Below are 24,773 nucleotides of genomic sequence, written 5' to 3'. Positions count from 1 at the left end.
TGCCGCGACGTTCGGGGGAGGATTCGGGGGAGTCGGGGTGGCTGCGCTCAGCGCGCGGGATAGGTGCCGGAGGTCGATCTCGCGTCGAGCCCGGCGGCGTTGTGGCCGCTGTCGACGGTCACGCGCATGCGATCGGTGCGGACCGAGGCCCGCGAGAAGTCGATCGGCTCGTCGTCCTGGTCGTACGCGACGGCCTCGACGACGACGATCGGATGCCCCTCCTCGATCTCGAGCAGCCGGGCGAGCGCCCGATCGGCCGAGTGCGCCTCGATGGTGCGGTGCATCCGGGTGATCCGCGTGCCGAGCACCTGCTCCGCCGCGACGTAGAGGCTGGCCCGCGGGTCGCGCAGGCTCGGCAGCACGGCGGCGAAGCGCTTCGGCATGTAGTTCACGACGTGGACGGCCGTGAGCGAGCCGACCGCGCGGGTGCGTTCGAGCACGAAGCCGTGCCCGTCGCCCTTGAAGACCGCGGCGGCCCACGGCGGCAGCACGTCGACGCCCGAACGCAGCACGGTCGAGGTCAGTGCGCTGCGGTCGCCGTCGGCGAGCTGGCCGAGCAGGCTCGGTGCGCTCTCGAGGGTCCAGGACGACGGCGCCTGCGTGGTGTCGACGAACGCGCCGCGCCCCTGCTGTCGGGAGATGATGCCCGACTTCTCGAGCCGCGAGAGCGCCTCCCGGATCGTCGTCCGCGACACCCGGTAGTGCTCGCGCAGCTCGTGCTCGCTCGGCAGCTTGCTGCCGTGCGACCACACGCCCGTCGAGATCCCGGACTCGATGCTCCGGAGCACCTGGAACCACATCGGTGATTCGGAGCTCCGGTCGAGCGCCGGGAGCGTCTCGAGCGCGTCTGCGTTGGTCATGTTCCGCCTTCTTCGGTGGGGTGCCTCAATCCTCACCGGCCGAACTTGTACCGGACCAGAGACAAGTTCACGACGTTACCGTTCCGTGACATTCGGAGAAAACGCCGGGTCACAGCGATTTCGCGCGCACGACCCGCCGTGCGCGCTGCGGTGGATCGGCCGAGCTGTCCCGACCGACCGGACAAGTTGCCGTCGGGGCATCCGCGCTCCGCGTCCCAGCAGCCGGTCCGGGCTCGCGCTCGTGCCCGTGCGCGACGTCGCGCAATTCGCTCCTTCTCGCACCCCGAAGCATCCGTTCGCGCGACTCCACGCTGGGGAGTCGCACGAACCGCCGCTCAGCCCACGCGGGACGCGCGATTCGCGCGACCTCGCCGCCGGGCGGGCCGCGGCTCCTCGACCGCCGGCACCGACCCCGTCACGACGGCATCGACCGTCATCGAGCCGTCGACGGGGCCCACGACCGGGATGGGCGTCGTCGGCGTCGCGGTGCGCGGCTCGACCGGCATCCGCCCGAGCCGCCGGTGCTCGCGCACGTAGGCCGGGATCAGCAGCACGACGGCGCCGATCCAGGCGAGCGGATTGCTCCACACCACGCCGACGAAGCCGAACGCGGCGCCCAGTACGATCGCGGCGCCGACCCGCATCACGAGCTCGATCACCCCGGTCGCCGTGGGGACGAACGTGTGCCCGAGTCCCTGCAGCGCCCCGCGCAGCACGAACAGCACCGCGAGCGAGGCGTAGGTGTAGCCGTCGATCTCGAGCATGAGCGCCGCATCGGCGACCACCCCGTCGGAACCGTCGCCGACGAAGAGCCGCACGAGCTGCTCGCCGAAGAGGATGAACGGCACGCCGATGACCACCGCAGTGCCGACCGCCAGCCACGTCGCCTGCACCACGCCGCGGCGGATGCGGTCGGGCCGGTGACCGCCGAGGTTCTGCGCGGTGTACATCGAGGCGGCGAGTCCCAGCGAGGCGAGGAAGGCGACTGCGAGGGAGTCGACCCGGGAGGCCGTCGTGTACGCCGCGACCGCGTCGGCGCCGAGCTCGTTCAGCGCGACCTGCACGGTGAGGGTGCCGATCGCGATGATCGAGGCCTGGAACCCCATCGGCAGCCCGACCCGCAGGTGCTCGAGCACCTCCGCGCGCGAGACCCGCCAGTCGGCGCGGCGCACGTGCAGCGCCGGCACCCGGCGGCGCACGAACTCGAGGCACAGCCCGACCGACACGGCCTGCGCGACCACCGTCGCGAACGCGGCGCCGCCGACGCCCCAGCCGAGGCCGCCGACCATGAGCACGACGAGCCCGACGTTCAGCAGACAGGAGAGCGTGAGGAAGACGAGGGGCGTGCGCGAATCGCCGATCGCGCGGATGATCGCCGAGAGATAGTTGAAGAACATCACCGCGGATGCCCCGAGGAAGCTGATCTGCGTGAACGCGGTCGCCTCCGGCAGGAGCTCGGGAGGGGTCTGCAGCAGCTGCAGCGCCGGGCCGGCGATGAGCGGCGCCCCGGCCGTGAGGAGCACGCTCATCCCGCCGGTCAGCAGCGTGCCGGTCGCGACCGAGCGCCGGACGCGCTCGTGGTCGCGGGCACCGAAGGCCTGGGCGGTCGGGATGGCGAAGCCGCTCGTGACGCCCCACGCGAAGCCGAGCAGCAGGAAGAGGAGCGGCCCCGTCGCTCCCACCGCGGCGAGGGAAGCGATGCCGAGGTGCCGGCCGACGACGATCGCGTCGGCCACCTGGTAGAGCTGCTGCACCACGTTGCCGATGAGCAGGGGCACGGCGAAGAGCAGGATGACGCGCCAGGGGGCGCCGGTGGTGAGGGTTCTGGCCATTGGGCTCTCGACGGTGGGAGGGCGGACGGGAAGGGTCGAGCGGGAAGGCGGGCGACGCCCGGGCTGCGCTCGGACGTCACCGCGCGCCATCCTATCGAATCGATTCGATCCGGCGCACGCTACGAGCAGGAAGAGACCCGGCGCCGGATGCCCGATCGGCTGCGGCCGGATGCGGCCGGTCGCATCGCTCGGAAGCCGCGAACCCCTACATCGGCGCCATGTCGGCGAACTTGGAGAAGTGGCCCTGGAAGGCGACGGTCACCGTGCGGGTGGGACCGTTACGGTGCTTGGCCACGATCAGGTCGGCCTCGCCGGCGCGGGGGCTGTCGCGCTCGTAGGCGGACTCGCGGTGCAGCAGGATCACCATGTCGGCATCCTGCTCGATCGAGCCCGACTCGCGGAGGTCGCTGATGGCGGGCATCTTGTCGGCGCGCTGCTCGGGACCACGGTTCAGCTGCGAGAGCGCGATGACGGGCACCTGCAGCTCCTTCGCGAGCAGCTTCAGCGCACGCGAGAACTCCGAGACCTCCTGTTGGCGGCTCTCGACGCGCTTGCCGCTCGTCATGAGCTGGAGGTAGTCGATGACGACGAGCTTGAGCCCCACGCGCTGCTTCAGCCGGCGGCACTTCGCGCGGATCTCGACGAGCGTCATGTTGGGGGAGTCGTCGATGTACAGCGGCGAGTCGTTGATGCGGCCGCGCGTCGACGCGATCGTCGTCCAGTCGCGGGAGTCGACGCTGCCCTTTCGCATGTTCTGCAGCGGCACGTTGGACTCCGCCGAGAGCAGTCGCATGGCGATCTCGCTCTTGCCCATCTCGAGCGAGAAGAAGACGGAGGGCAGGCCGTTCGTGATGGATGCCGCGCGCGCGAAGTCGAGCGCGAGCGTCGACTTGCCCATCGCGGGACGGGCGGCGACGACGATCATCTGGCCGGGGTGGAAGCCGTTCGTGAGGTCGTCGAGGTCGGTGAAGCCGGTCGGCACGCCCGTCATCTTGCCGTCGGTGTGCTTCGCCGCCTCGATCTCGTCGATCGCGACCGTGACCGCGTCGGAGAGCGGCACGTAGTCCTCGGTCTCGACCGAGCCGGTGACCGAGTAGATCTCGGCCTGCGCATTGTTCACGAGGTCGACGACCTCGCCCTCGCCGGCGTAGCCCATCTGCACGATGCGGGTGCCGGCCTCGACGAGCCGGCGGAGCAGCGCGCGCTCGGCCACGATCTCGGCGTAGAAGCCGGCGTTCGCCGCGGTCGGCACGAGGCTCGTCAGGGTGTGCAGGTATTCGACCCCGCCGGCCCGCTGCAGCTCGCCCGACTTCGTGAGCTCGTCGGTGACGGCGATCACGTCGGTGGGTTCGCCGTGGGAGTAGAGGGTCAGCACGGCGTTGAAGACGACCTCGTGCTTCGGCACGTAGAAGTCGATGCCGCGGATGGTCTCGATGACGTCGGCCACCGCGTCCTTCGAGAGCATCATGCCGCCGAGCACGCTCTGCTCGGCGAGCAGGTCGTGCGGCGGCGTGCGCTCGCCCCGCGGGGCTCCGCCGTCGTCGACCGGCTCGGCGAGTCCGATGTGAGCGATCGACACGGTGATGACCTCCGATTCGGGGACGGCGGGTGGGCGCAGCACGCCCACGGTTCCGTTGTAGCCGGGACCGCCGACATGATCGCGCTGAGCTCCCCCGACTCACGCGCGCGAGACGATTGCTTCACCATAAGGAAGCACTCATCCACATACAAGCCAGCCTGTGGATAACTCTGGGGACAATCTGGGCGAAACGCCGGGGAACATGTGCACTCAGCCTGTGGACAACTGTGGAAATCTTGTGAATTACACGGGTTGAATTCCAGCTTGACCGGGACTTTTCACATTCCACACCTGTGAGGGAAAACTTTCTTGAGATTGCACGGGTGAGCGTCGCTCACCTGTGTACAAACATGTTGAAATCTCCGGAATGGGGGACTTGTGCCGAGCCCTCCTCAGGTGTATCTGAGGTGAACCGTCCGGAAACGACGAAGCGGCGGCACCCATCGGGTGCCGCCGCTTCGTACGGAGTGCGACTACTTGGCCGCGATCACCTGCAGGGTGATCGTCGCAGCCACGTCGTCGTGCAGACGGACGGAGACCTCGTGGTCGCCGACGGTCTTGATCGCGGTCGGGAACTCGACCTTGCGCTTGTCGATCTCGCCCAGGCCGGCAGCGGCCACGGCCTCGGCCACGGCCGAGGTCTTGACCGAGCCGAACAGACGGCCGCCGAGGCCGGCCTTGACGGTCAGCTTGACCTTGCCGGACTCGAGCTTCGCCTTGAGCGCCTGCGCGTCCTCGAGGGAGTGCAGGGCGCGAGCGGCGCGAGCCGCCTTGATCTGGTCGACCTGCTTCTGACCACCGCGGGTCCACGGGGTCGCGAAACCCTGCGGGACGAGGTAGTTGCGGGCGTAGCCGTTCTTGACCTCGACGACGTCGCCGGCGGCACCGAGCCCCGAGACCTCGTGCGTGAGGATAACCTTTGCCATTTTCGTGCTCCTTAGCGGCCGGAGCCCGAGTAGGGCAGGAGGGCCATCTCGCGCGCGTTCTTCACGGCGCGGGCGATGAGGCGCTGCTCCTGCACGGAGACACCGGTGATGCGACGGGCACGGATCTTGCCGCGCTCCGAGATGAACTTGCGAAGGGTGGCGACATCCTTGTAGTCGATGACGCCGACCTTGACGGACTTCGCGGGGGCGGCGTTCTTCGCGCCCTTCCGCGGCTTGCGGCGGTCGCCGCTGCTCTTTCCAGCCATGGATCTTTCCTGTCTGAGTGAATACGTTCTGTTGCGCCGGATGCCTCAGCCCGAGGCATCCGCTCGCCGACCCTGCTCCCCGGGGGAGCGCTCGGGCCTAGAAGGGCGTCTCGTCGCCGTAGCTCGTGCCCGGCGTGTTCCACACGTCGCCGCCGCCCGCGCCGCCGCCGCTGTTGCCCGACTGAGCCGGAGCGGACGGGGCCCACGCGTCATCCGACTGGCCGCCCCCGAAGGAGCCGCCGCCGCCGACGCCGCGGTTGGACTGCGCGCGAGTGACCTGAGCGGTCGCGTACCGGAGCGAGGGACCGATCTCGTCGATCTCCAGCTCGATGGTGGTGCGCTTCTCGCCTTCCTTGGTCTCGTAGGAACGCTGCTTGAGCCGCCCGGAAGCGATGACCCGGGAACCCTTGGTGAGTGAACCGGCGACGTGCTCGGCGAATTCACGCCAGCAGCTCGCACGCAGGAACAGTGCTTCACCGTCCTTCCACTCGTTCGACTGACGGTCGTACGTGCGGGGAGTGGACGCGATGGTGAAGTTGGCAACCGCGAGTCCGTTCTGCGTGTAACGCAGCTCGGGGTCTGCAGTGAGGTTGCCCACCACGGTGATGACGGTCTCGCCGGCCATGAGGACTAGGCGTCCTTCTTGGCGGCAGCAGCGGCCTTCTTGGCGGCCTTGGCCGCCTCGGCCTTCTGGTGCGCGGCGACCTGGGCGATCGCTTCCTCGGCGCGGAGCACCTTGGTGCGCATGACGGCCTCGCTGAGGTTCAGCTGGCGGTCGAGCTCCTTGGTGGTCGCGGGCTCAGCGGTGAAGTCGACGACGGCGTAGATGCCCTCGGCCTTCTTCTTGATCTCGTAGGCCAGCTTGCGACGTCCCCAGATGTCGACGTTGTCGACCGTGCCGCCATCGTTGCGGATGACGTTGAGGAACTTGTCGAGGCTGGGAGCAACGGTGCGCTCGTCGATCTCGGGATCGAGGATGACCATCAGCTCGTACTGGTGCATGACGTACCCACCTCCTTCGGACTCAGCGGCCGCCGGGTCGTTCCCGGCAGCAGGAGGGTGTTCATACTGTGCGTCGTGGAGGCCGCGAATGCGGCACACGGGCAACCTTCACAGTGTAACGGATGCCTCGGCCCCGCGCCATCCGGCGCCGAGCCCGTCCGCGCGACGCGCTCGAACGCCCGGGACGCCGCTGTCGCGCGGCTACGCCCCGCGCTGCGCCCACCAGGCGAGCAGCCGCTCGCGGGCGGCATCCTCGCCGATCGGCCCCTCGTCGAGGCGCAGCTCGAGCAGGAACCGGTACGCCTCGCCCACCTCGCGGCCGGGGCGGATGCCGAGCGCCGCCATGATCTGCTCGCCGTCGAGCTCCGGGCGCACCGCGTCGAGCTCCTCCTGCTCGGCGAGCTCGGCGATGCGCTGCTCGAGGTCGTCGTAGGCGAAGGCGAGCATGTCGGCCTTGCGCTTGTTCCGCGTGGTCACGTCGGCGCGGGAGAGGATGTGCAGCCGCTCCAGCTGCTCGGGCGAACCGGCGTCGCGCACGTAGCGGCGCACGGCGGAGTCGCTCCACGCCGAGTCGGTGTAGCCGAAGAAGCGGAGGTGCAGCTCGATCAGGCGCGACACCGCGGCGATGGTGTCGTTGTCGTAGCGGAGTTCGCGGAGCCGCTTCTTCGCGAGCTTCGCCCCGACCACGTCGTGGTGATAGAAGCTGACCGCCCCGCCCGGCTCGAGCCGGCGGGTCGCGGGCTTGCCGATGTCGTGCAGCAGGGCCGCGAGCCGGACCACGAGATCGGGGGAGTCGAGCGTGCCGCGGGCGCGCTCGTAGCCGATCGCCTGCTCGAGCACCCGGAGGCTGTGCTCGTAGACGTCCTTGTGCCGGTGGTGCTCGTCGCGTTCGAGCCGCAGGGCGGGCAGCTCCGGCAGCACCCGTTGCGCGAGCCCGGAGTCGACGAGGATGCGGAGTCCGTCGACCGGCCGATCGGAGAGGAGGAGCTTCGACAGCTCCTCCCGCACCCGCTCGGCCGAGATGCGGTCGATCTCCGGAGCGAGCTCCTCGAGGGCGGCCCGGGTCCCCTCTTCGACCTCGAAACCGAGCTGCGCCGCGAACCGCGCCGCGCGCATCATCCGCAGCGGATCGTCGCCGAAGGAGGTCTGCGGCGCCGAGGGGGTGCGCAGCACGCCCGCGATGAGGTCCTCCACCCCGCCGGAGGGGTCGACGAGCTCGATGCGCGGGAGCCGCAGCGCGAGCGAGTTGACCGTGAAGTCGCGTCGCACGAGGTCGCCCTCGAGCGAGTCACCGAAGACGACGGCCGGCTTCCGCGACTGCCCGTCGTAGCTGTCGGCCCGGTATGTGGTGATCTCGACCGTCTCGCCCGCGATCCGCGCGCCGATGGTGCCGAACTCGCGGCCGATGTCCCAGTGGGCGTCGGAGATCGGCTTCACGATCTCGAGGATCTGCTCGGGCGTCGCGTCGGTCGTGAAGTCGAGGTCGTGCACCGGCCGGCCGAGGAACGCGTCGCGCACCGGACCGCCGACGAGGGCGAGCTCGCGGCCCGCCGCAGCGAACGCCGCCGAGAGGGTCGCCACGCTCGGCGAACCGGCCAGCTCGCCGAGTCGATCGAGGGCCCCGGCCACGCTCTGCATGCCGACCATCGTACGCAACGCCCGGCGAGCGGCGTCCTCGGGACGGATGCCTCCCGCGGGCGCAGCGGCCCACGTTCCGCCCGGCCGCACACCGTAGAATCGCGTGCATGGTGGCCGAGTCGAACCCTGCGCGTCGACTCCGCCGACTCTTCGAACGAAGCGTCGCCACGGCCCGAGGGCGCACGATCGCGGCCGCCGTCGTGGGGGTCATCGCGCTCAGCTCGGCCGGCGCGGCGGTGCCGATCGCCGCCGCGGTACAGACCGCCGACCACCGCCCGGTGCAGTCGGAGCCCCGCGACACCGCGACGGCTCCCGCGGAGGCCGCGGCAGCGGATGCCGGCGCGGTCGAGCTGCACCTCTCGCCGGCCGGTGCCTTCGTGCTCGACCCGGCCGCCGCGTCCACCGTCGGCGTCGAGATCGTGAACGGCTCGGCGGAGCTGCTCAGCCAGGGCGTCATCCGCCTGAGCACGGCCGACGAGTCCGTGGGCGACGCCGATGAGCTCGACGCCTGGCTCTCCGACGACGCGGCGACCGCCACGGCGGTGGGCGAAGCCCAGACCCCGGGCGTCGTGAGCGGCGGCACGAGCCAGGTGCTGGTGAGCATCCCGGCCGGTGCCCTCGATGCCTCGGCCGCCATCACGGGCCTGCGCGCGGAGCTCCTCGTCGACGGCGTGGTCGTCGCGACGAACGACGCCGCGTTCCCGTCGCCCCGCGCGGCCGCGGGCGGCGCACCCGGCCTCGCGCTCGCCTACCCGCTGACGGTGCCCGACGACACGACCGGGCTCATCGACGCCGAGCAGCTCGAGGCGTGGACCGCCCCGGACGGCCTCCTCACCCGCCAGCTCGACGCCGTCGCCGACCGTTCCGTCGCCATCGGCATCGACCCCCGCATCATCGTCTCGATCCGGGTGCTCGGCTCGACGGCGCCGGAGTCCGCGGCCGCCTGGCTCGAGCGGCTCGGCTCAATCGGCAACATCGTCTTCCCGCTGGCCTACGCGGATGCCGACGTCGCGGTGCAGTCGCAGCTCGGTCTCCCGGCGCTCCTGAAGCCGGAGTCGTTCGCCGACGTGCTCGATCCCGCCGACTTCCTCGAGGGCATGCCCGGGGTGCCGACGGTGTCCCCGAGCGATCCGCCGGTGACCGGGCCCGCGAGCCTCGGCTCCGGCCTCCAGTCGCTGACGCAGGAGGCGACGCCGACGCCCACGCCGACCCCCGGCGACGTCGACGGCGACGGAACGGTCGACGAGGTCCCGACCACCGAGCAGCTGCTGGCCTGGCCGTACACCCGCGCCGACATCGCCTGGCCGGCCGACGGCACCGTGGCGAGCGGCGATCTCGCGTGGCTCGCGGCCGGGGGGCTCACGACGAGCCTGCTCGCTCCGGGGAACGTGGAGGCCCCGGCATCCGCTCCCGACGAAGGCGATGAGGACGGCGAGTCCGACGGCGGCCCGCTCCCACCGGGGAACGCCGCGAGTTCGGTCGACGGCGGCACGGCGATCGTCGCGGACGCCCGGCTCACCGCGGCCCTCCGTGCGGCGGCCGCCGCGACGAGCGACGCGGAGTGGCGGGAGGCGATGGGACGGCTCGCGGCCGAGCTCGCCGCCTACTCCGCGCAGGATGCCTCGGCGAGCTCGCTCCTCGCGAGCTTCGCCCGGGCGGGCGGCGCCAACGCCGACCGCGTCGGGGCGACCGTGCAGGCCCTCGCCACGCTCGCCTGGGCCCGACCGGCGAGCCTCTCCGACGCGATCGGCGCGCCGCCCGTCGCGCGAACGCTGGCGAGCTCGCCCGAGCCCGACGAACGGCGGGCGACCGTGCAGCGCCTCATCGATTCCGAGGCGCAGACCGTGTCCTTCGCGACGGCCCTCACCGAGCCCGCGCTGCTCGCGGACCCCACTCGACGCGATCTCCTCGCGCTGCTCGATGCGGGCTGGATCCGGACCCCGACCGACTGGCAGTCCGCCTCGAACGACTGGCTGTCGGCGCAGGTGCAGACCCGCGCGGCGATCTCCGTCGTGCCGTCGAGCACGATCAACGTGATCTCGCGCGAGTCCGGCGTCCCCGCCACCATCGAGAACACGCTGCCGTACGCGGTCACGCTGGAGGTCGACGTCGCGCCCTCGAACGGCCGCCTCCTCGTCGAGGGCCGGCAGACGGTGACGGTCGAGCCCGAATCGCGCGCCAGCGTCGTCGTGCCGGTCGCCGCGGGCGTCGGCAGCGGCGAGGTCGTGCTCACCGTCTCGCTGTACTCGACCGAGGGCGTCGAGATCGGCTCTCCCACCTATCTGTCGGCCAACGTGCAGGCCGACTGGGAGGGCGTCGGCGCCGCGGTGCTCGCGACGATCGTGGTCCTCTTCTTCGGCATCGGCATCTGGCGCAACATCCGCCGTCGCCGCAAGGCGCGCGCGGCGGAGGCGAACGAGGCCGGCGCGAACGAGGCCGGCGCGAACAACACCGACACCGACACCGACACCGACGCATCCGCGACCGACACCGCCACCGAGCCCGACGCCGCGGCGCAGAAGGACCAGGATCCCCGCGATGAGTGACGACCGCATCGGCCGCGCGAGCCTCTTCCTCGCCTCCGGCACGGTGGTGTCGCGGATCCTCGGGTTCGTGAAGGCCGCGGTGCTGGTCAGCGCGATCGGCATCACCGGCGCGAGCGCCGACGCCTTCGCGGTCGCGAACCAGCTGCCGAACACGGTGTACGTGGTCGTCGCGGGCGGCGTGCTGAGCGCGGTCCTCGTGCCGCAGATCGTGCGCGCCGGACTGCACGCCGACGGCGGCCGCGCCTACATCAACCGGCTGCTCACGCTCGCACTCGTCATCCTCGTCGGCATCACCCTGCTCGCCACGCTCGCGGCGCCGCTGCTCGCCTGGCTGTACGGCATCAAGCTCGATCAGTCGACCCGCGATCTCGCCACCCTGTTCGCGTACTGGTGCCTGCCGCAGATCTTCTTCTACGGGCTCTACACGCTGCTCGGCGAGGTGCTGAACGCCCGTCGGAGCTTCGGCCCCTTCACCTGGGTGCCCGTGCTCAACAACCTCGTCGCGATCGCCGGGCTCGTGGTCTTCATGGCGGTGTGGGGCAGCGACCCCGACGGCCTCCGCGACGCCGGAAGCTGGGACCCGGCGATGATCGCCGTGCTGGCCGGCTCCGCCTCGCTCGGCATCGCCGTGCAGGCCGTGGTGCTGTTCTGGTTCTGGCGCCGCATCGGGCTGCGCTACCGGCCCGACTTCCGCTGGCGCGGGGTCGGTCTCGGCGACGCCGGCCGGATGGCGAGCTGGACCTTCGGCATGCTGCTGCTCACGACCTTCGCCGGGCTCGTCGAGACGAACGTCGTCGGCGAGGCGTCGGGCCAGGGTTCGGCGTCCGTCGCCGCGCTCGGCAACGCCTGGCTCCTCTTCATGCTGCCGCACTCGGTCATCACGGTCTCGATCGCGACGGCGTACTTCACCCGGATGAGCGAGCACGCGTCCATCGGCGACACCGACCGCGTGCGCGCCGACTTCTCGAGCGCCACCCGCGGCGTCGGGCTCATCATCGTGCTCGCCTCGATCGTGCTCGTGATGTGCAGCTACCCCTTCGCCACGGCGTTCGTGAGCGGCGCCTCCTTCGACACGAAGCTCGTCTTCGGCAACGTCGTCGTCGCCTACATGGTCGGTCTGCTGCCGTTCAGCATGCTCTTCATCGTGCAGCGCACCTTCTACGCGCTCGGCGACACGAAGACGCCGTTCTTCTTCACGCTCTTCCAGGTGGTGCTCTTCTCCGGCGGCGCCCTGCTCCTGCTGAACGTGCTCCCCGAGTTCATCGCCATCGGCATCGCGCTGCTGACCTCGATCGCCTGCGTCGCCCAGGTGACGCTCGCGGCGATCCTGCTGCGCCGCCGGCTCGGCGGCATCGACGGGTGGCACATCACCTCGAGCTTCGTGCGCTACGCCATCGGCGCGGTGCCGGCGCTCATCGTCGGCTTCGTCGCCCTCGTGCTGCTCGGCGGCATCTCCGACGACGGCTTCGCGATGTCCGGGCTCATCCCCGCGATCGTCTCGATGGCCGTCGTCGGCTCCGTCATGGCGCTCGCGTACTTCGGCACGCTCTGGCTCATCCGCACCCCGGAGCTCCGCGGCTTCGCGGAGCCGCTGCTCCGCCGCATCCGCCGCGGCTGAGAAGCCGCTCCGACCGCAGCTCGTCGCCTCGTCGCGCGGAATACCCGCCGCCTAGACTGTGTTGACCACGTCGTGACATCCGATTCCGTCGGATGCCGCTTTCACCGACAGCACTCGAGGGAGCGCCCCTTGCGCGACATCATCATCATCGGTTCCGGCCCGGCCGGGTTCACCGCCGCCATCTACGCCGCGCGCGCCGAACTGAAACCGCTGCTCATCGCGAGCTCCGTCGAGATCGGCGGCGAGCTCATGAACACGACCGAGGTCGAGAACTTCCCGGGCTTCCCCGAGGCGGTCATGGGCCCCGATCTCATGACGAAGATGCAGGAGCAGGCCGAGAAGTTCGGCACCGAGATCGTCTACGACGACGTCGTGGAGCTCGAGCTCGACGGCCCGGTCAAGCGCGTGAAGCTCGGCAACGGCGGGGTCGAAGAGGCCCGCACCATCGTCTACGCGACGGGCTCCGCCTACCGCAAGCTCGGCCTGCCCGAGGAGGAGACCCTGTCGGGTCACGGCCTCTCGTGGTGCGCGACGTGCGACGGCTTCTTCTTCCGCCAGAAGACCATCGCGGTCGTCGGCGGCGGCGACTCGGCGATGGAGGAGGCCACGTTCCTCACCCGCTTCGCCGACAAGGTCTACGTGATCCACCGCCGCGACTCGCTGAAGGCCTCGAAGATCATGCAGCAGCGCGCCTTCGACAACGAGAAGATCGAGTTCGTGTGGAACGCCGAGATCGCGGCCATCCACGGCACCGACGCGGTGAACGGCGTGAGCCTCCGCGACACGGTGACGGGCGAGGTCCGCGCGCTCGACCTCGACGGGCTCTTCGTCGCGATCGGCAACGACCCGCGCACGCACCTCGTGCACGGCAAGCTCGACCTCACGGCCGAGGGCACGATCGCGGTCGACGGCCGCTCCTCGCGCACGTCGGTGCCGGGCGTCTTCGCCGCCGGCGACGTCATCGACCCGCACTACCGCCAGGCGGTCACCGCCGCCGGCTCCGGCACGGTCGCGGCGCTGGATGCCGAGCACTACCTCGCGGCGCTCGACGACGCGAGCGAGGAGCCCTCCCCGGTGGCCGAGCTCGCCACCGTCGCGGAGTAGCGACACCCCATCAACGGGTTCCCGCGGATTTCTCGCGGATCACCAGGTTTTTCATCGAAGGAGAGAATGCAATGTCCGCACGTGCAGTGACCGAGGCCACCTTCCAGTCCGAGGTGCTCGAGAACGACAAGCCCGTCATCGTCGACTTCTGGGCGGAGTGGTGCGGCCCGTGCCGCGCGGTCAGCCCGATCCTCGACCAGATCGCCACCGAGCACGCCGACAAGATCGACATCGTCAAGCTCAACGTCGACGAGAACCCGCAGCTCGCCATGAAGTACCAGATCACCGCCATCCCGGCGTTCAAGGTCTTCAAGCAGGGCGAGGTCGTGCAGAGCTTCGTCGGCGCCAAGCCGAAGCCGGCCCTCGAGGCCGACCTCGCCGCCTACATCCAGTAGCCGGCATCCTGAACGACCCGAGGACCCGCCCGGCAGACGCCGGGCGGGTCCTTCGCATTCCCGGGAGCGGCCCGCGTCGCGCGGTCTTCGCGGCCCCGCACCGATGACTAGCATGAGAACCCTGAACAGAACGGATGGCACGTGAGCACTGACGGCGTCCCCGAGCGGACCGGTAACAACCTCGACCCCTGGTATGCGAACTACGCCGAGCGAGCCGCCGGCTTCGCGGCCTCCGAGGTCCGAGCCCTGTTCGCCGTCGCCTCGCGGCCCGAGGTGGTCTCGCTCGCCGGCGGCATGCCGTTCGTCTCGGCGCTCCCGCACGACCTCATCACCACATCGATGGACCGCGTCATGCGGGAGCAGGGCCCGACCGCGCTGCAGTACGGCGGGGGAGCGGGCATCCCCGCACTTCGCGAGCACATCCTCGACGTCATGTCGCTCGAGGGCATCCGCGGGGCATCCGTCGACGACGTCGTGACCTCGACCGGATCCCAGCAGGCGCTCGACTTCGTCGCGAAGCTGTTCCTCGACCCGGGTGACGTGGTGCTCGCCGAGGCGCCGTCCTACGTCGGCGCACTGGGCGTCTTCCGCTCGTACCAGGCCTCGGTCGTGCACGTCGCGACCGACGACGACGGACTCATCCCGGAGGCGCTGCGCGAGACGATCGGCTTCCTCCGCAGCCAGGGCCGGCGCATCAAGTTCCTCTACACGATCCCGAACTTCCACAACCCGGCCGGAGTCACCCTCTCGGCGGAGCGTCGGCCCGAGATCCTCGAGATCTGCCGGCAGAACGAGATCCTCGTGCTCGAGGACAACCCCTACGGCCTCCTGCACTTCGACGAGCCGGCGCCGAATGCGCTGCGGTCGATGGACCCCGAGGGTGTCATCTACCTCGGTTCGTTCTCGAAGACGCTCGCGCCCGGCTTCCGCGTGGGCTGGGCGCTCGCGCCCCACGCGATTCGCGAGAAACTCATCCTCGCCGCCGAGTCCGCGATCCTCTCGCCCTCCTCGTTCAGCCAGCTCGTCGTCGCGGAGTATCTCTCGACCGCCGACTGGCGCGGCCAGATCGACACCTTCCGCGGCGTGTATCGCGAACGCAAGGATGCAATGATCGACGCCCTCGGCGAGTATCTGCCGCAGCTGCGCTGGACGAACCCCAACGGCGGCTTCTACGTCTGGGTCACCATGCCCGACGTGCTCGACTCGAAGCAGATGCTGCCGCGCGCGGTGCGCGAGCTCGTCGCCTACACACCGGGCACGGCCTTCTTCGCCGACGGGCGCGGACGTCACGCGATGCGCCTGTCGTACTGCTATCCGACGCCGGAGGCGATCCGCCTCGGCATCCGCCGTCTCGCGACCGTCATCAACGGCGAGCTCGATCTCCTCGACACCTTCGCCGGGACGGGAACGCTTCAGCTCCCACCGACGCCGGGCATCGAATCGGCGCCGCCGAGCGACCTCAAATAGTCCGTACCTTCAAGTAACTGCACAATCCGGTTCCACGGCGGCGGATGCCGCAGCCGACCAGATCCGATCGGAGAAACCCCAGATCATGACCGAATCCGGAGCACTCACCGTCGTCGTCCTCGCGGGCGGCATCTCCCACGAACGCGATGTCTCGCTGCGTTCCGGTCGTCGGGTCGCCGATGCGCTGACGGCCGCCGGCCACCGTGTCGTGCTGCGGGATCCGGATGCCTCGCTGCTGCCCTACCTCGCCGAACACCGCCCCGACGCGGTGTTCCCCGCGCTGCACGGCTCGAGCGGGGAGGACGGCGCGCTCCTCGAGCTGCTCGCCGCGCTCCGCATCCCGACCGTTGGCTCGACCGCGGAGGCCGCGCGCCTCGCCTGGTCGAAGCCGGCGGCGAGCTCGATCGTGCAGGCCGCCGGTCTCCCGGTACCCGAGTCGATCGTGCTCTCGCACGAGTCGTTCCGCGAGCTCGGCGCCGCCAGTGTGCTCCAGGTCGTGCGCCAAGCGCTTCCCGGTGAGCTCGTCGTGAAGCCCGCCTCGGGTGGGTCGGCGCAGGGGGTCTCGGTCGTGACCGATCCCGAGGGCTTGCCGCGCGCGATGGTCGAGGCCTTCACCTACGCCGATGTCGCCATCGTCGAGCAGCGGATCGTCGGCACGGAGCTCGCGGTGTCGGTCGTCGACACGGGGGAGGGGCCTCGCGCTCTCCCGGCCGTTGAGATCGTCCCGACCGCCGGGGTGTACAGCTTCGACGCGCGGTACAACGCAGGGGAGACGACGTTCTTCGCTCCGGCCCGACTGTCCGCGGAAGTGCTCGGCGAGGTCGAGGCCGTCGCCATCCGCGCGCACCTGGAGCTCGGCCTCCGGGATGTCTCGCGCGTCGATCTCATCGTCGACACCGATGGCACCCCGTGGTTCCTCGAAGCGAACGTGCTGCCGGGACTCACCGAGACCTCGCTGCTGCCCCTCGCCGCGCAGGCGGCCGGGATCGAAGCGTCGGACCTCTACTCGGATCTCGTGCGCGTCGCGATCGCCCGCGGCTGAGTCGATCGAACGGCGAAACGGCCTGGTTCCGATGCTCGGAACCAGGCCGTTTCAGTTCGTCAGGAGCGATTCTGCGGGCGATCCGCGATCAGCGGATCGTCACATTCGCGCGAAGCCGGATTCAGACGCCTTCGAGTTCCTCGCCGAGATCGGTGAGGATTCGACGGAGGTCCTGCACGGTCGCGAAATCGATGCTGATCTGGCCCTTTCGCGCGCCGAGGGCGATCTTCACGCGCGTGTTCAGTCGGTCTCCCAGTCGTACCGCGAGGTCATCCAGGAACTCCTGGCGCTTGCCGGCAGCCGGCTTCACTCGATTCGGCTTCGGCGCAGCAGCGGCGATCGCCTCGGCCTGCCGGACCGAGAGGTCCTCGTTCACGATCTTGTCCGCGAGCTTCTGCATCGACTCGGCGTCGGGCATGGCCAGGATGGCACGCGCATGTCCGGCGCTCAGCACCCCGGCAGCGACCCGGAGCTGCACCGCCTCGGGGAGCTTGAGGAGTCGAAGGGTGTTCGAGATCTGCGGGCGCGAGCGTCCGATTCGACTCGCGAGCTCCTCCTGCGTGATCGAGAAGTCGGCGAGCAGCTGTTGGTAGGCGGATGCCTCTTCGAGCGGGTTCAGCTGCGAACGGTGGAGGTTCTCGAGCAGCGCATCGCGGAGCATCGCGTCGTCGGCGGTGTCCTTGACGACGGCCGGGATGGTGTCGAGGCCCGCCGCCTTCGTCGCCCGAAGTCGGCGCTCACCCATGACGAGCTCGTACTTGCCGGCCTCGCTCGGATGCGGGCGGACCACGATCGGCTGCAGCACACCGAACTCACGGATGCTGTGGACCAGCTCGGCGAGGTCCTCGGGATCGAAGACACTGCGCGGTTGATTCGCGTTGGGAACAATGGACTCGGGGTCGAGACGCGCCAGACGAGCACCCGGCACGGTGAGAAGCCCCTCGGCCGATGCAGCCTGCTCGACGGCCGCGACCGCCGTCGCCGTCGTTCCGGCGGATGCTCCAGAAGAGTCGGGGAAGAAGACATCGACCGGCCGATTGGCCTTCGGTGCGTCATCGCCGGTCGGAATGAGAGCGCCGATTCCGCGGCCGAGGCCGGTACGCTTGCTCGCCATCAGTTGTGCTCCTTGGTGCTTGATGCGCCGTTCTTCGCGGCGCCGCGCTTCGCGATCTCGGCGGCGGCCTCACGATACGAGAGGGAACCAGTCGATGCGAAGTCGTAGCTGATCACGCTCTGACCATAGCTCGGCGCCTCGGAGACACGGACGGATCGGGGGATGATCGTCTGCAGCGTCTGGGTGGGGAAGTGGTTGCGCACTTCCTGTGCGACCTGCTGGGCGAGGTTCGTGCGCGAGTCGTACATCGTGAGCAGAATCGTTGAGAGCCGCAGCTCGGGGTTCAGGTGCTTCTCGATCAGCTCGATGTTGCTGAGCAGCTGCGAAAGCCCCTCGAGCGCGTAGTACTCGCACTGGATCGGGATGAGCACCTCACGTGCCGCCACGAATGCATTGATCGTCAGCAGTCCGAGCGACGGCGGGCAGTCGATGAAGACGTAGTCGTACGGCCGTTCCATCGAGGCGAGGTGGGTGTCGAGAGCGCGGCGGAGGCGCTGTTCACGGGCGACGAGCGAGACGAGCTCGATCTCGGCGCCGGCGAGGTGGATGGTGGCCGGGACGCAGTCGAGCATCTCGTGCTCGGTCGACGGGCGAATGACCTCACTCAGCGCAAGGTCGGCCACCAGAACCTCGTAGACGCTGCGTTCCTCCGAGCGATGGTCGACCCCGAGCGCCGTAGATGCGTTGCCCTGGGGGTCGAGGTCGATCACGAGTACCTTCGCTCCGGAGCGAGCGAGCGCCGCAGCGAGATTGACGGCCGTCGTCGTCTTTCCGACGCCGCCCTTCTGATTCGAGATGGTGAGCACCCGAGTCTTCGGGGGGAGGGGGAGCACCGCCTCCTCGAGTGCGATCCGACGGCGGGTTTCGTCGGCCAATGCGTCAGCCAGGGGAGTTCCTCCAGAAATGATCGACGTTTCACGTGAAACATCGGGGGTGGTGATGAGTGCTGCGGCCTGATCGTCGGCGGGCACGACTGGCGTCGGCGGTGCTACGACCGCGTCCGCGTTCTGCAGCCCAGTGCCGACGGAACTGTCGGTCGATTCATGCGCGGACTCGGGCACGCTCTCGGCAGGGTCTGCGATTGGTGCCGGCCCCAAACTGCGGTCCAATGCACCAGAGATGGCGATGCGAAGCTGTTCCGTGTTGGTGCTCGGCGGATGCGAGGCACCCCCGTCCGACTCGGTCTCACCGACCGCGTTCGCCTGCTCGGGGTTCGCCTGCGCACTAGCTGCCTGAGCAGGGTCCACCTCTGCAGCGTCCGGCTCAGCAGCAAGGGCCTGCGCAGTATCTGTCTGAGCAGAGGCAGCCCGAGCAGGGTCCACCTGCGCAGTATCTGCCAGAGCAGTACCGGCCTGCGCAGCATCTGCCAGAGCAGCATCTGCCTGAGCAGCATCCGCCTGCGCGCCATCCGCCTGGGCAGCGTCGGGCTGTGCGCCATCCGCCTGGGCAGCGTCGAGCTGCCCGGAGTTCAGACTCCGAGCAGCGTCCGGACCGGGGTGCGCCTCGCCTGCGGGAGGGACGGTTTCGGCACCGTCGTCCGCGGCGGTCAAACCTCGCTCCACTGCCGGGGGAGCGGGGGGCCTCGGGGCGATCGCTTGGTCGGGGGAGATCGTGCGCGTACCGCCGACCTCAAGGTCTGCCGGAGCGGGATCCCCAGCACCCGAGGTGTCTGCTTGCTGCGGGGTCCGCGGCTGCAGGGACTCGACCGTATCGACGGCGGCATCTCCCACGATCTCGCGGATGATCTCCTCAAGAAGAGGATCGGCCGGCAGGGGAGTCTGGGCGGAACTGGGCGAGGCGGCGGTGTCGTCGGCCAATGCGGCAGCAGTCGCCGCGTCCCAGTCGACGCGAGGCGGGGGAGTGGAGTCGTTCGAAGCGGCGCTCGGCAGGAGGTTCACATCGTTGTTCGTTCCCGGAGATTCGCGAAGCGGTCCCGCAGTGCCCCCCGATGCGAGCTCCGACCCACCCTCAACGACTGGGGTGGGAGGCGTCACTCTCTGGGTGTCAGTCGCAGCGACATCGTGGTCGCTCGCAGGATCAGCCGATCCCGTGTCAAGCTCATCCGAGTTCACTGCCTCGGGCACGTCATCGGCGTGGGTGCGACGGCGGAACCACCCGCGACCCCCGCTTTGTGCCATGCGTTGAGACTCCCGAACCTCGACTTGGACGACCTCAGACCCGCGACGTTCTCCTTCGCGAGCGGCCCTCTCAAGCCTAACCGTCAGCATCAGCAGCAGCTACGCAGGGGCCCTGAATCGGTGAGCAGAATCTCGGATAGCGGGCTGTGTGAGGAGAAGTGACGACGGACTCGCGATGTTTCACGTGAAACGGTGACTCCGATCACCCAGATCGCACCGCACGACTCGTCTCCGGGCGCGGGAGCGCCAGCACCAATGGCACATCGATGATCCGGCAGCTGGGGAGCCCCACAGAAGCGAGTGAGCGCGGGAAGCCAGCCCCGATGGCACCGATGGCACCGATGGCACCGATGGCACCGATGATCCACGAGCTCGAAACCACCCGCTGGGCGTGCGCGGACCCAGCCGCTGCGGGGGCCGAAGACGAGACGGCGCCAGCTGCGCCAACGGGCAACGGCAACGGCAACGGCAACGGGCAAGGGGCAAGGGCACGGCTACGGGCAATGCCACGGCTACGGGTACGGCTACGGCTACGGCTACGGCTACGGCTACGGCTACGGCTACGGCTACGGCTACGGCTACGGCTACGGGCCCACTTGGCGGTGTCAGCACTCAAGCCGGGTAGCGCGACCCACGCGCGATGCGGAATCCACGGCAGCCAAAGGCTGCCTCACGGCTGGGGCTCCCAGGTAGTCTGGGCGCAATGTTTCACGTGAAACATCGTCCTCCTACTGGATGCCGTGCCATACCGAGCCGCCCGCACATCAAAGTCGGCTAGCACCACATCCCGCTGACGCCGACGCATCTGCCTGGGACGCCGCCCGCTCGTCGCTGGCCGTCCCATTCGATGTGGCGGCGCGGGGTCGATGCGGCGATTCAACGCCGCTGGGCGAATCACACTCATTCGCTTGCCCGGGAACGGAGCGGGGCGGAGCGAGGCAGGCTCGCGCTCGCGGTCGCCCTCGCCCTCGCGCTCGCGCTCGCCCTCGCCCTCGCCCTCGCCCTCGCCCTCGCGCTGATGCCATGTTGGCAAGCAGATGCATTCCGCACGGACCCACAGGGGCCACTCGCCGACACCGACGCTCAACGCAGTGGAAAGCACGCGACCCTCTACCCGCATCTGCCCTGCGAGCTACGTCGAATCGCCGCCCCGCCCGCTCGTCCGGGCGGACATGCACCGCCCATGCAATTGGCTGCGCCCCACGTTTCACGTGAAACATCAATCTCACGCCAAGCGCGGCCCCGGGACCCACCGACTCGCGATACCGAGCGCGGCTCCGGCCCCCAGGGCCCCGCTACGCAGGGAGGAAGAAACCAACGGGGAGGTGTCCGTGTGGTTCGACCTGGCTACCGCACCATCAGCACTCTGCGCATCGGAGGCTTCGCAGCTTGCGGCGGGGCATCCACATGTCCGTCGACTTCACGCTTCAGGAAAACCGCACCATCCGCCGTGTCAGCGTCGTCAACAACCCGTGCCCACGCCCGACTGCGCCCACACCCAGATTCAGACCCAAGCCCAAGCCCGAGCCCGAGCCCGACCTCGCGCGTCCGACTGCGCCCTGCCTGTTTCCGCTTCCGCCTCCGCTTCCAGGCCATGCGCCATGCAGATGCCCACGAGCACCGCAGGGGGGAGCGCCGACTCACGGGACCGTACGCTGACCAGCTTCGCCGTGCCCGCCCGCGTCAGCGGCCGCGACCCCGAACCGGATCTTCGCCGACCCCAACACCGCGGCCGCAGCGCAGCACAGTCGAGCGACCCCCCTCGGAACTGCCCGATCACGCGACGCGAGCGAGGGTGGCTCGACCTACGCTTCGGCGACGGTGGCGCGGAACACTCGCGTGACCTCGCGGTCATCGACCTTGCCCAAACCGAGCACGATCACTTCGGGGTCTCGAAGGCGGAACTTGCGCAGCGCCTTCTCCGCGCCCGCGATCTCCTGCTCGACACTCGCGCCCTTCATCAGCACGAGTTCGCCGCCCGGACGAAGCAGGGGAGCGGTGATCGGAATCAGCGTGCGAAGTGCACTCACCGCGCGTGCAGTGACCTGATCGAGGGTTCCCTTGCGCTTCACGTCCTCGGCCCGAGCCCGAACGACCTCGACGTTCTCGAGCTCGAGCTCCGCGGCCTGCTGCTCGAGCCACGCCACTCGGCGCTCCATCGGCTCGATCAGCGTGAAGGAGACATCGGGCCGGGCGATCGCGAGCACGAGTCCGGGAAGTCCGGCCCCTGATCCGACATCGCCGACTCGGCCCGGGCGCAGCAGGGGAGCGACGAGCCCGCTGTTGATGATGTGGCGGGTCCACAAGCGGGGGAGTTCGAGCGGCCCGATGAGCCCCAGTTCCTCGCCGTGCTTCGCCAGGGCCTCCGTGAACGCCCGTGCCTTCGGCAAGGTATCGCCGAACAGTTCCGCAGCGAACGCGGGTTCCGCTTCGAGCTCTTCGGTCATCGTTTCACGTGAAACATCGGCCACGGCGGAGAGGTCAGCCGACTCGGGTGATGACCGTGTGACGATCAGCGCCCTCGCCGCGCGACGCCGAGTGCAGTCCGCGCTCGGCGACGAGGTCGTGCACCAGCTTGCGCTCGTACGACGACATCGGGGGGAGCGCAGCCTCAGCGGCACCACCATCGATGCGGTCTGCAGCACGCGCGACGAGCGCGGCGAGCTCCGTGCGTCGTGCGTCCCGCGAACCCCCGATGTCGAGGATCAGGCGGGAGAACGCACCGGTCCGACTCTGCACCGCGAGGCGGGTGAGCTCCTGCAGCGCGTTCACGGTGTCAGGCTTCGACAGCAGCTCGAGGTTGGCCCCGTCGCCGGCGTTGACCGACACATAGGCACGGCCGTTGCGGGCATCGATGTCGATGTCGCCGTCGAGGTCGCAGATGTCGAGCAGTTCCTCGATGTAGTCGGCCGCGATGTCGCCCTCCTCCTCGATCTGAGAGGTGGTGCGCTCTTCGGTCTCCTGCTGCACGTCAGTCATGTCGGTCACTTTCCGCCCTGCTTCTTCGAGCGCGACTTGCCGATCGGCTGCTGGCGCTGCGTGGTCTTCGGCTTGGCCTCTTCCTCGGCTTCGATCGCCGGGGCATCCGGGGCGACGAGCTTGCCCTTCTTCGCGAGGCGCGCCTCGCGGGCCTTCGCCGCCTCACTGCCGGGGGTCGGCATGTTGCGGATGACGACGAACTGCTGACCCATGGTCCAGAAGTTCGAGACCAGCCAGTAGAACATCACGCCGAGCGGGAAGGCGACGCCCGAGAAGGCGAACACGAGGGGGAGCAGGTAGAGCAGGATGCGCTGCTGACGGAACATCGGGCTCGCCTTGGTCTCCGGCGACATGTTCTTCGAGACGATCTGCAGCTGCGTGATGAACTGCGAGGCGGTCATCAGCACGATCATCGTCAGCGCGATGAGCATCACCGAGAGGCTGAACGGCTGGCCGGCCGTCATGTGGTTCCACTCGCCGATGAAGGTCGACTTCAGCGGGGCGCCGAAGAACTCGGCGTTGGCGAAGGAGTTCGCGAGCTCCTGCGTGAAGAGGCCGACGCCCGCCTTGTCGTGCTGGGCGTCGTTCAGCACCGAGAACAGGCCGAAGAAGATCGGCATCTGCAGCAGCAGGGGGAGGCAGGAGGACAGCGGGTTGGTGCCGGTGCGCTTGTAGAGGTCCATCGTCTCGCGCGACATCGCCTCGCGCGAGAACTGGTCCTTCTTGCCCTTGTACTTGTCCTGGATCTTCTTGAGCTGCGGCGCCACCTCGAGCATGCGGCGCTGGCTCTTGATCTGCCTGACGAAGATCGGGATCAGCGCGGCGCGGACGACGATGACCAGGCCGACGATCGACAGCACCCAGGTGACACCCGCGTCGGGGTCCATGCCGATGGTCGTCCACAGCCAGTGGAACGCCACGAGAATCAGCTCGATGGCCCACTTGATGGGCCACAAGAGCGTGCCGATGAGATCCAAGGATCAGTCCTTCCGGGACGGGATGGGGGAAGAGGTCGCGAGCACCGGACCGCCGTTCAGCACGGATCGGCCGGGAAGCATGAGGCGAGCGGCTCGGTCGTCTTCGACCTGGAGGTGCTCGAGGAGGTGCGCCTGCCTGGCCGCCTCTGCGGCTGCTTCGGCCTTCGGGAACATGCCGGCCGGAACGACCCAGCCGAAGCGGGTGATGCGATCGCGGTCGTGGTTCGCGGCACGGACGTCGTCGATGCCGCCGGCCGCCCAGGGGTTGCACCGGAGAATGCGCCAGGCGGTCAGCGCCGAGCCGACGATCAATCCGCGCTGCTGGACGGAACCGAGGCCGTAGGCCGAGCAGGACGGGTAGTAGCGGCAGACGTCGCCGTAGAGCGGTGAGATCAGCGCGCGATACCCGCGAAGGAGCAGCACCCCGGCGTTGCGGGGGAGCAGCAGCACGAATCGCGCAAGGTTTCGCATGTCACACGTCTCGGGTGGGAGCGGATGCCTGGGCGGTGACGCGGTGGCCGCGACGCTCGAACGCCGCGAAGACCTCCGCACGCAGGGAGGCCCAATCCGCTTCGGCAGCGGTCGGGAGTGCTCGCACCACCATGTCTACGCCGACGGCACCGCTGGCGACGAGCTCGGAGCACGCTGCCTTGAGGCGGCGTCTCACGAGGTTGCGTCGCACTGCGGTGCCGACCTTCTTCGAGACGATGAAGCCGAAGCGCGCCGAGGTGCCCGGTTCACGTGAGCGCAGGTAGCTCACCGTGTCGGGCCCGACGGCCTTCGCTCCACGGCGCACGACGACTCGATAGTCATCGGCGCTCGTGAGGCGATTGGCTTTGGCGAGCACCGGAAGAACTACGCGGAGAGCTCGGTGCGGCCCTTGCGGCGACGGGCAGCCAGGATGGCGCGGCCGGCACGGGTGCGCATGCGCAGACGGAAGCCGTGCTTCTTGGCACGACGACGGTTGTTGGGCTGGAAGGTACGCTTGCTCATTCTTCTCTCCGGCTGTCGGAATCTCCTCGCGGCGCGTCAACGGTGCGTCTGCGGGAAAACTGGGTGCCCAAAGGGCGGCGGTCAACCTATTAAAGCTACGGCCTGGGCGCGCTGGGGTCAAACCGACCACGCCCGGGACCTGCGGCGATCGAACCACACAGTATCCCGCCATCCTGCGCGAGCGCTGAGGATCGACACGCCGGACGAGTCGAATCCCGTTCGCGGCATTTGTCGGCGGCACATCCATTCGCTAGCGTGAGGGACCAGTTATCCCCAGCCTCGAACGCGGAATCATCG

Annotated in this window: 22 protein-coding genes and 1 pseudogene; 7 read left to right on the top strand and 16 right to left on the bottom strand. The window is 69.3% G+C overall.

Annotated elements, in window-relative coordinates; genetic code table 11:
• Positions 1-47: 47 nt before the first annotated feature.
• The 8 genes from ROT00_RS07795 to ROT00_RS07760 form a co-directional block, all read right to left on the bottom strand.
• The gene (locus tag ROT00_RS07795) at positions 48-860 is read right to left on the bottom strand and encodes a GntR family transcriptional regulator (RefSeq protein WP_404773740.1); all 813 of its coding nucleotides are present in this window, start codon (positions 858-860) and stop codon (positions 48-50) included.
• Positions 861-1,195: 335 nt separating this feature from the next.
• Entirely contained in the window at positions 1,196-2,692 is a 1,497-nt protein-coding gene (locus ROT00_RS07790; protein WP_404773739.1) for an MATE family efflux transporter, read from the bottom strand.
• 205 nt (positions 2,693-2,897) lie between these two features.
• Positions 2,898-4,271: a replicative DNA helicase gene (gene dnaB, locus ROT00_RS07785; protein ID WP_404773737.1), complete on the bottom strand. Its 1,374-nt coding sequence runs from the start codon at positions 4,269-4,271 to the stop codon at positions 2,898-2,900.
• A gap of 473 nt (positions 4,272-4,744) precedes the next feature.
• Positions 4,745-5,197 (bottom strand): 50S ribosomal protein L9, encoded by a 453-nt coding sequence (gene rplI / locus ROT00_RS07780; protein ID WP_404773736.1) that lies wholly within the window; start codon positions 5,195-5,197, stop codon positions 4,745-4,747.
• An 11-nt stretch (positions 5,198-5,208) separates the two neighbouring features.
• Complete coding sequence (rpsR, locus tag ROT00_RS07775; RefSeq protein WP_189083988.1) at positions 5,209-5,463, bottom strand: 30S ribosomal protein S18; 255 nt, start codon at positions 5,461-5,463, stop codon at positions 5,209-5,211.
• Positions 5,464-5,560: 97 nt separating this feature from the next.
• Entirely contained in the window at positions 5,561-6,088 is a 528-nt protein-coding gene (locus ROT00_RS07770; RefSeq protein WP_251204635.1) for a single-stranded DNA-binding protein, read from the bottom strand.
• A gap of 5 nt (positions 6,089-6,093) precedes the next feature.
• Complete coding sequence (gene rpsF, locus ROT00_RS07765; protein WP_404773735.1) at positions 6,094-6,465, bottom strand: 30S ribosomal protein S6; 372 nt, start codon at positions 6,463-6,465, stop codon at positions 6,094-6,096.
• Between the two features lie 201 nt (positions 6,466-6,666).
• A complete protein-coding gene (locus ROT00_RS07760; RefSeq protein ID WP_404773734.1) occupies positions 6,667-8,103 on the bottom strand; it encodes a CCA tRNA nucleotidyltransferase in 1,437 nt (478 codons plus the stop codon).
• A gap of 107 nt (positions 8,104-8,210) precedes the next feature.
• Between ROT00_RS07760 and ROT00_RS07755 the strand changes: the two genes are divergently transcribed.
• The 6 genes from ROT00_RS07755 to ROT00_RS07730 all read left to right on the top strand — a co-directional run bounded on the left by ROT00_RS07755 (position 8,211) and on the right by ROT00_RS07730 (position 16,275).
• Positions 8,211-10,649, top strand: a complete 2,439-nt coding sequence (locus tag ROT00_RS07755; protein ID WP_404773732.1) for a DUF6049 family protein — start codon at positions 8,211-8,213, stop codon at positions 10,647-10,649.
• Positions 10,642-12,267: a murein biosynthesis integral membrane protein MurJ gene (murJ, locus tag ROT00_RS07750; protein WP_404773730.1), complete on the top strand. Its 1,626-nt coding sequence runs from the start codon at positions 10,642-10,644 to the stop codon at positions 12,265-12,267. The genes ROT00_RS07755 and murJ overlap by 8 nt, the downstream gene beginning before the upstream one ends.
• A gap of 129 nt (positions 12,268-12,396) precedes the next feature.
• Complete coding sequence (gene trxB, locus ROT00_RS07745) at positions 12,397-13,371, top strand: thioredoxin-disulfide reductase (RefSeq protein WP_404773729.1); 975 nt, start codon at positions 12,397-12,399, stop codon at positions 13,369-13,371.
• A 71-nt stretch (positions 13,372-13,442) separates the two neighbouring features.
• A complete protein-coding gene (gene trxA / locus ROT00_RS07740) occupies positions 13,443-13,766 on the top strand; it encodes a thioredoxin (protein ID WP_404773727.1) in 324 nt (107 codons plus the stop codon).
• A 141-nt stretch (positions 13,767-13,907) separates the two neighbouring features.
• A complete protein-coding gene (locus tag ROT00_RS07735) occupies positions 13,908-15,233 on the top strand; it encodes an aminotransferase-like domain-containing protein (RefSeq protein WP_404773725.1) in 1,326 nt (441 codons plus the stop codon).
• An 85-nt stretch (positions 15,234-15,318) separates the two neighbouring features.
• Positions 15,319-16,275, top strand: coding sequence for a D-alanine--D-alanine ligase family protein (locus ROT00_RS07730; protein ID WP_404773724.1), 957 nt, complete (start codon positions 15,319-15,321; stop codon positions 16,273-16,275).
• Positions 16,276-16,396: 121 nt separating this feature from the next.
• On the opposite strand, the gene ROT00_RS07725 is transcribed toward ROT00_RS07730, so the two are convergent.
• On the bottom strand, positions 16,397-17,389 hold the full coding sequence (locus tag ROT00_RS07725; RefSeq protein WP_404773723.1) for a ParB/RepB/Spo0J family partition protein: 993 nt from the start codon (positions 17,387-17,389) through the stop codon (positions 16,397-16,399).
• Entirely contained in the window at positions 17,389-18,297 is a 909-nt protein-coding gene (locus ROT00_RS07720; protein WP_404774068.1) for a ParA family protein, read from the bottom strand. Before ROT00_RS07720 ends, ROT00_RS07725 begins: the two co-directional genes overlap by 1 nt.
• Before the next feature lie 1,638 nt (positions 18,298-19,935).
• Here ROT00_RS07720 and ROT00_RS07715 point away from each other — a divergent pair.
• Complete coding sequence (locus ROT00_RS07715; RefSeq protein ID WP_404774066.1) at positions 19,936-20,220, top strand: sulfur globule family protein; 285 nt, start codon at positions 19,936-19,938, stop codon at positions 20,218-20,220.
• 1,112 nt (positions 20,221-21,332) lie between these two features.
• On the opposite strand, the gene rsmG is transcribed toward ROT00_RS07715, so the two are convergent.
• From rsmG to rpmH, 6 genes and pseudogenes are all read right to left on the bottom strand, one after another.
• Positions 21,333-21,974 carry a 16S rRNA (guanine(527)-N(7))-methyltransferase RsmG gene (gene rsmG / locus ROT00_RS07710; protein WP_404773722.1) on the bottom strand — a complete coding sequence of 214 codons (642 nt, stop codon included), beginning with the start codon at positions 21,972-21,974 and terminating at the stop codon, positions 21,333-21,335.
• A gap of 34 nt (positions 21,975-22,008) precedes the next feature.
• Positions 22,009-22,506, bottom strand: coding sequence for a Jag family protein (locus ROT00_RS07705; protein WP_404773721.1), 498 nt, complete (start codon positions 22,504-22,506; stop codon positions 22,009-22,011).
• A 5-nt stretch (positions 22,507-22,511) separates the two neighbouring features.
• Positions 22,512-23,483 carry a membrane protein insertase YidC gene (gene yidC, locus ROT00_RS07700; RefSeq protein ID WP_404773719.1) on the bottom strand — a complete coding sequence of 324 codons (972 nt, stop codon included), beginning with the start codon at positions 23,481-23,483 and terminating at the stop codon, positions 22,512-22,514.
• Between the two features lie 180 nt (positions 23,484-23,663).
• Positions 23,664-23,954: pseudogene (gene yidD, locus ROT00_RS07695) on the bottom strand (membrane protein insertion efficiency factor YidD); the annotation flags it as partial.
• Position 23,955: 1 nt separating this feature from the next.
• Entirely contained in the window at positions 23,956-24,330 is a 375-nt protein-coding gene (rnpA, locus tag ROT00_RS07690; RefSeq protein WP_404773718.1) for a ribonuclease P protein component, read from the bottom strand.
• Between the two features lie 8 nt (positions 24,331-24,338).
• Positions 24,339-24,476 (bottom strand): 50S ribosomal protein L34, encoded by a 138-nt coding sequence (gene rpmH, locus ROT00_RS07685; RefSeq protein ID WP_021010601.1) that lies wholly within the window; start codon positions 24,474-24,476, stop codon positions 24,339-24,341.
• Positions 24,477-24,773 lie beyond the last annotated feature (297 nt).

The organism is Agromyces mediolanus (genome assembly GCF_044917495.1).
Lineage (GTDB): Bacteria > Actinomycetota > Actinomycetes > Actinomycetales > Microbacteriaceae > Agromyces > Agromyces mediolanus_B.
This window is presented reverse-complemented; position numbering and strand designations above follow the sequence as displayed.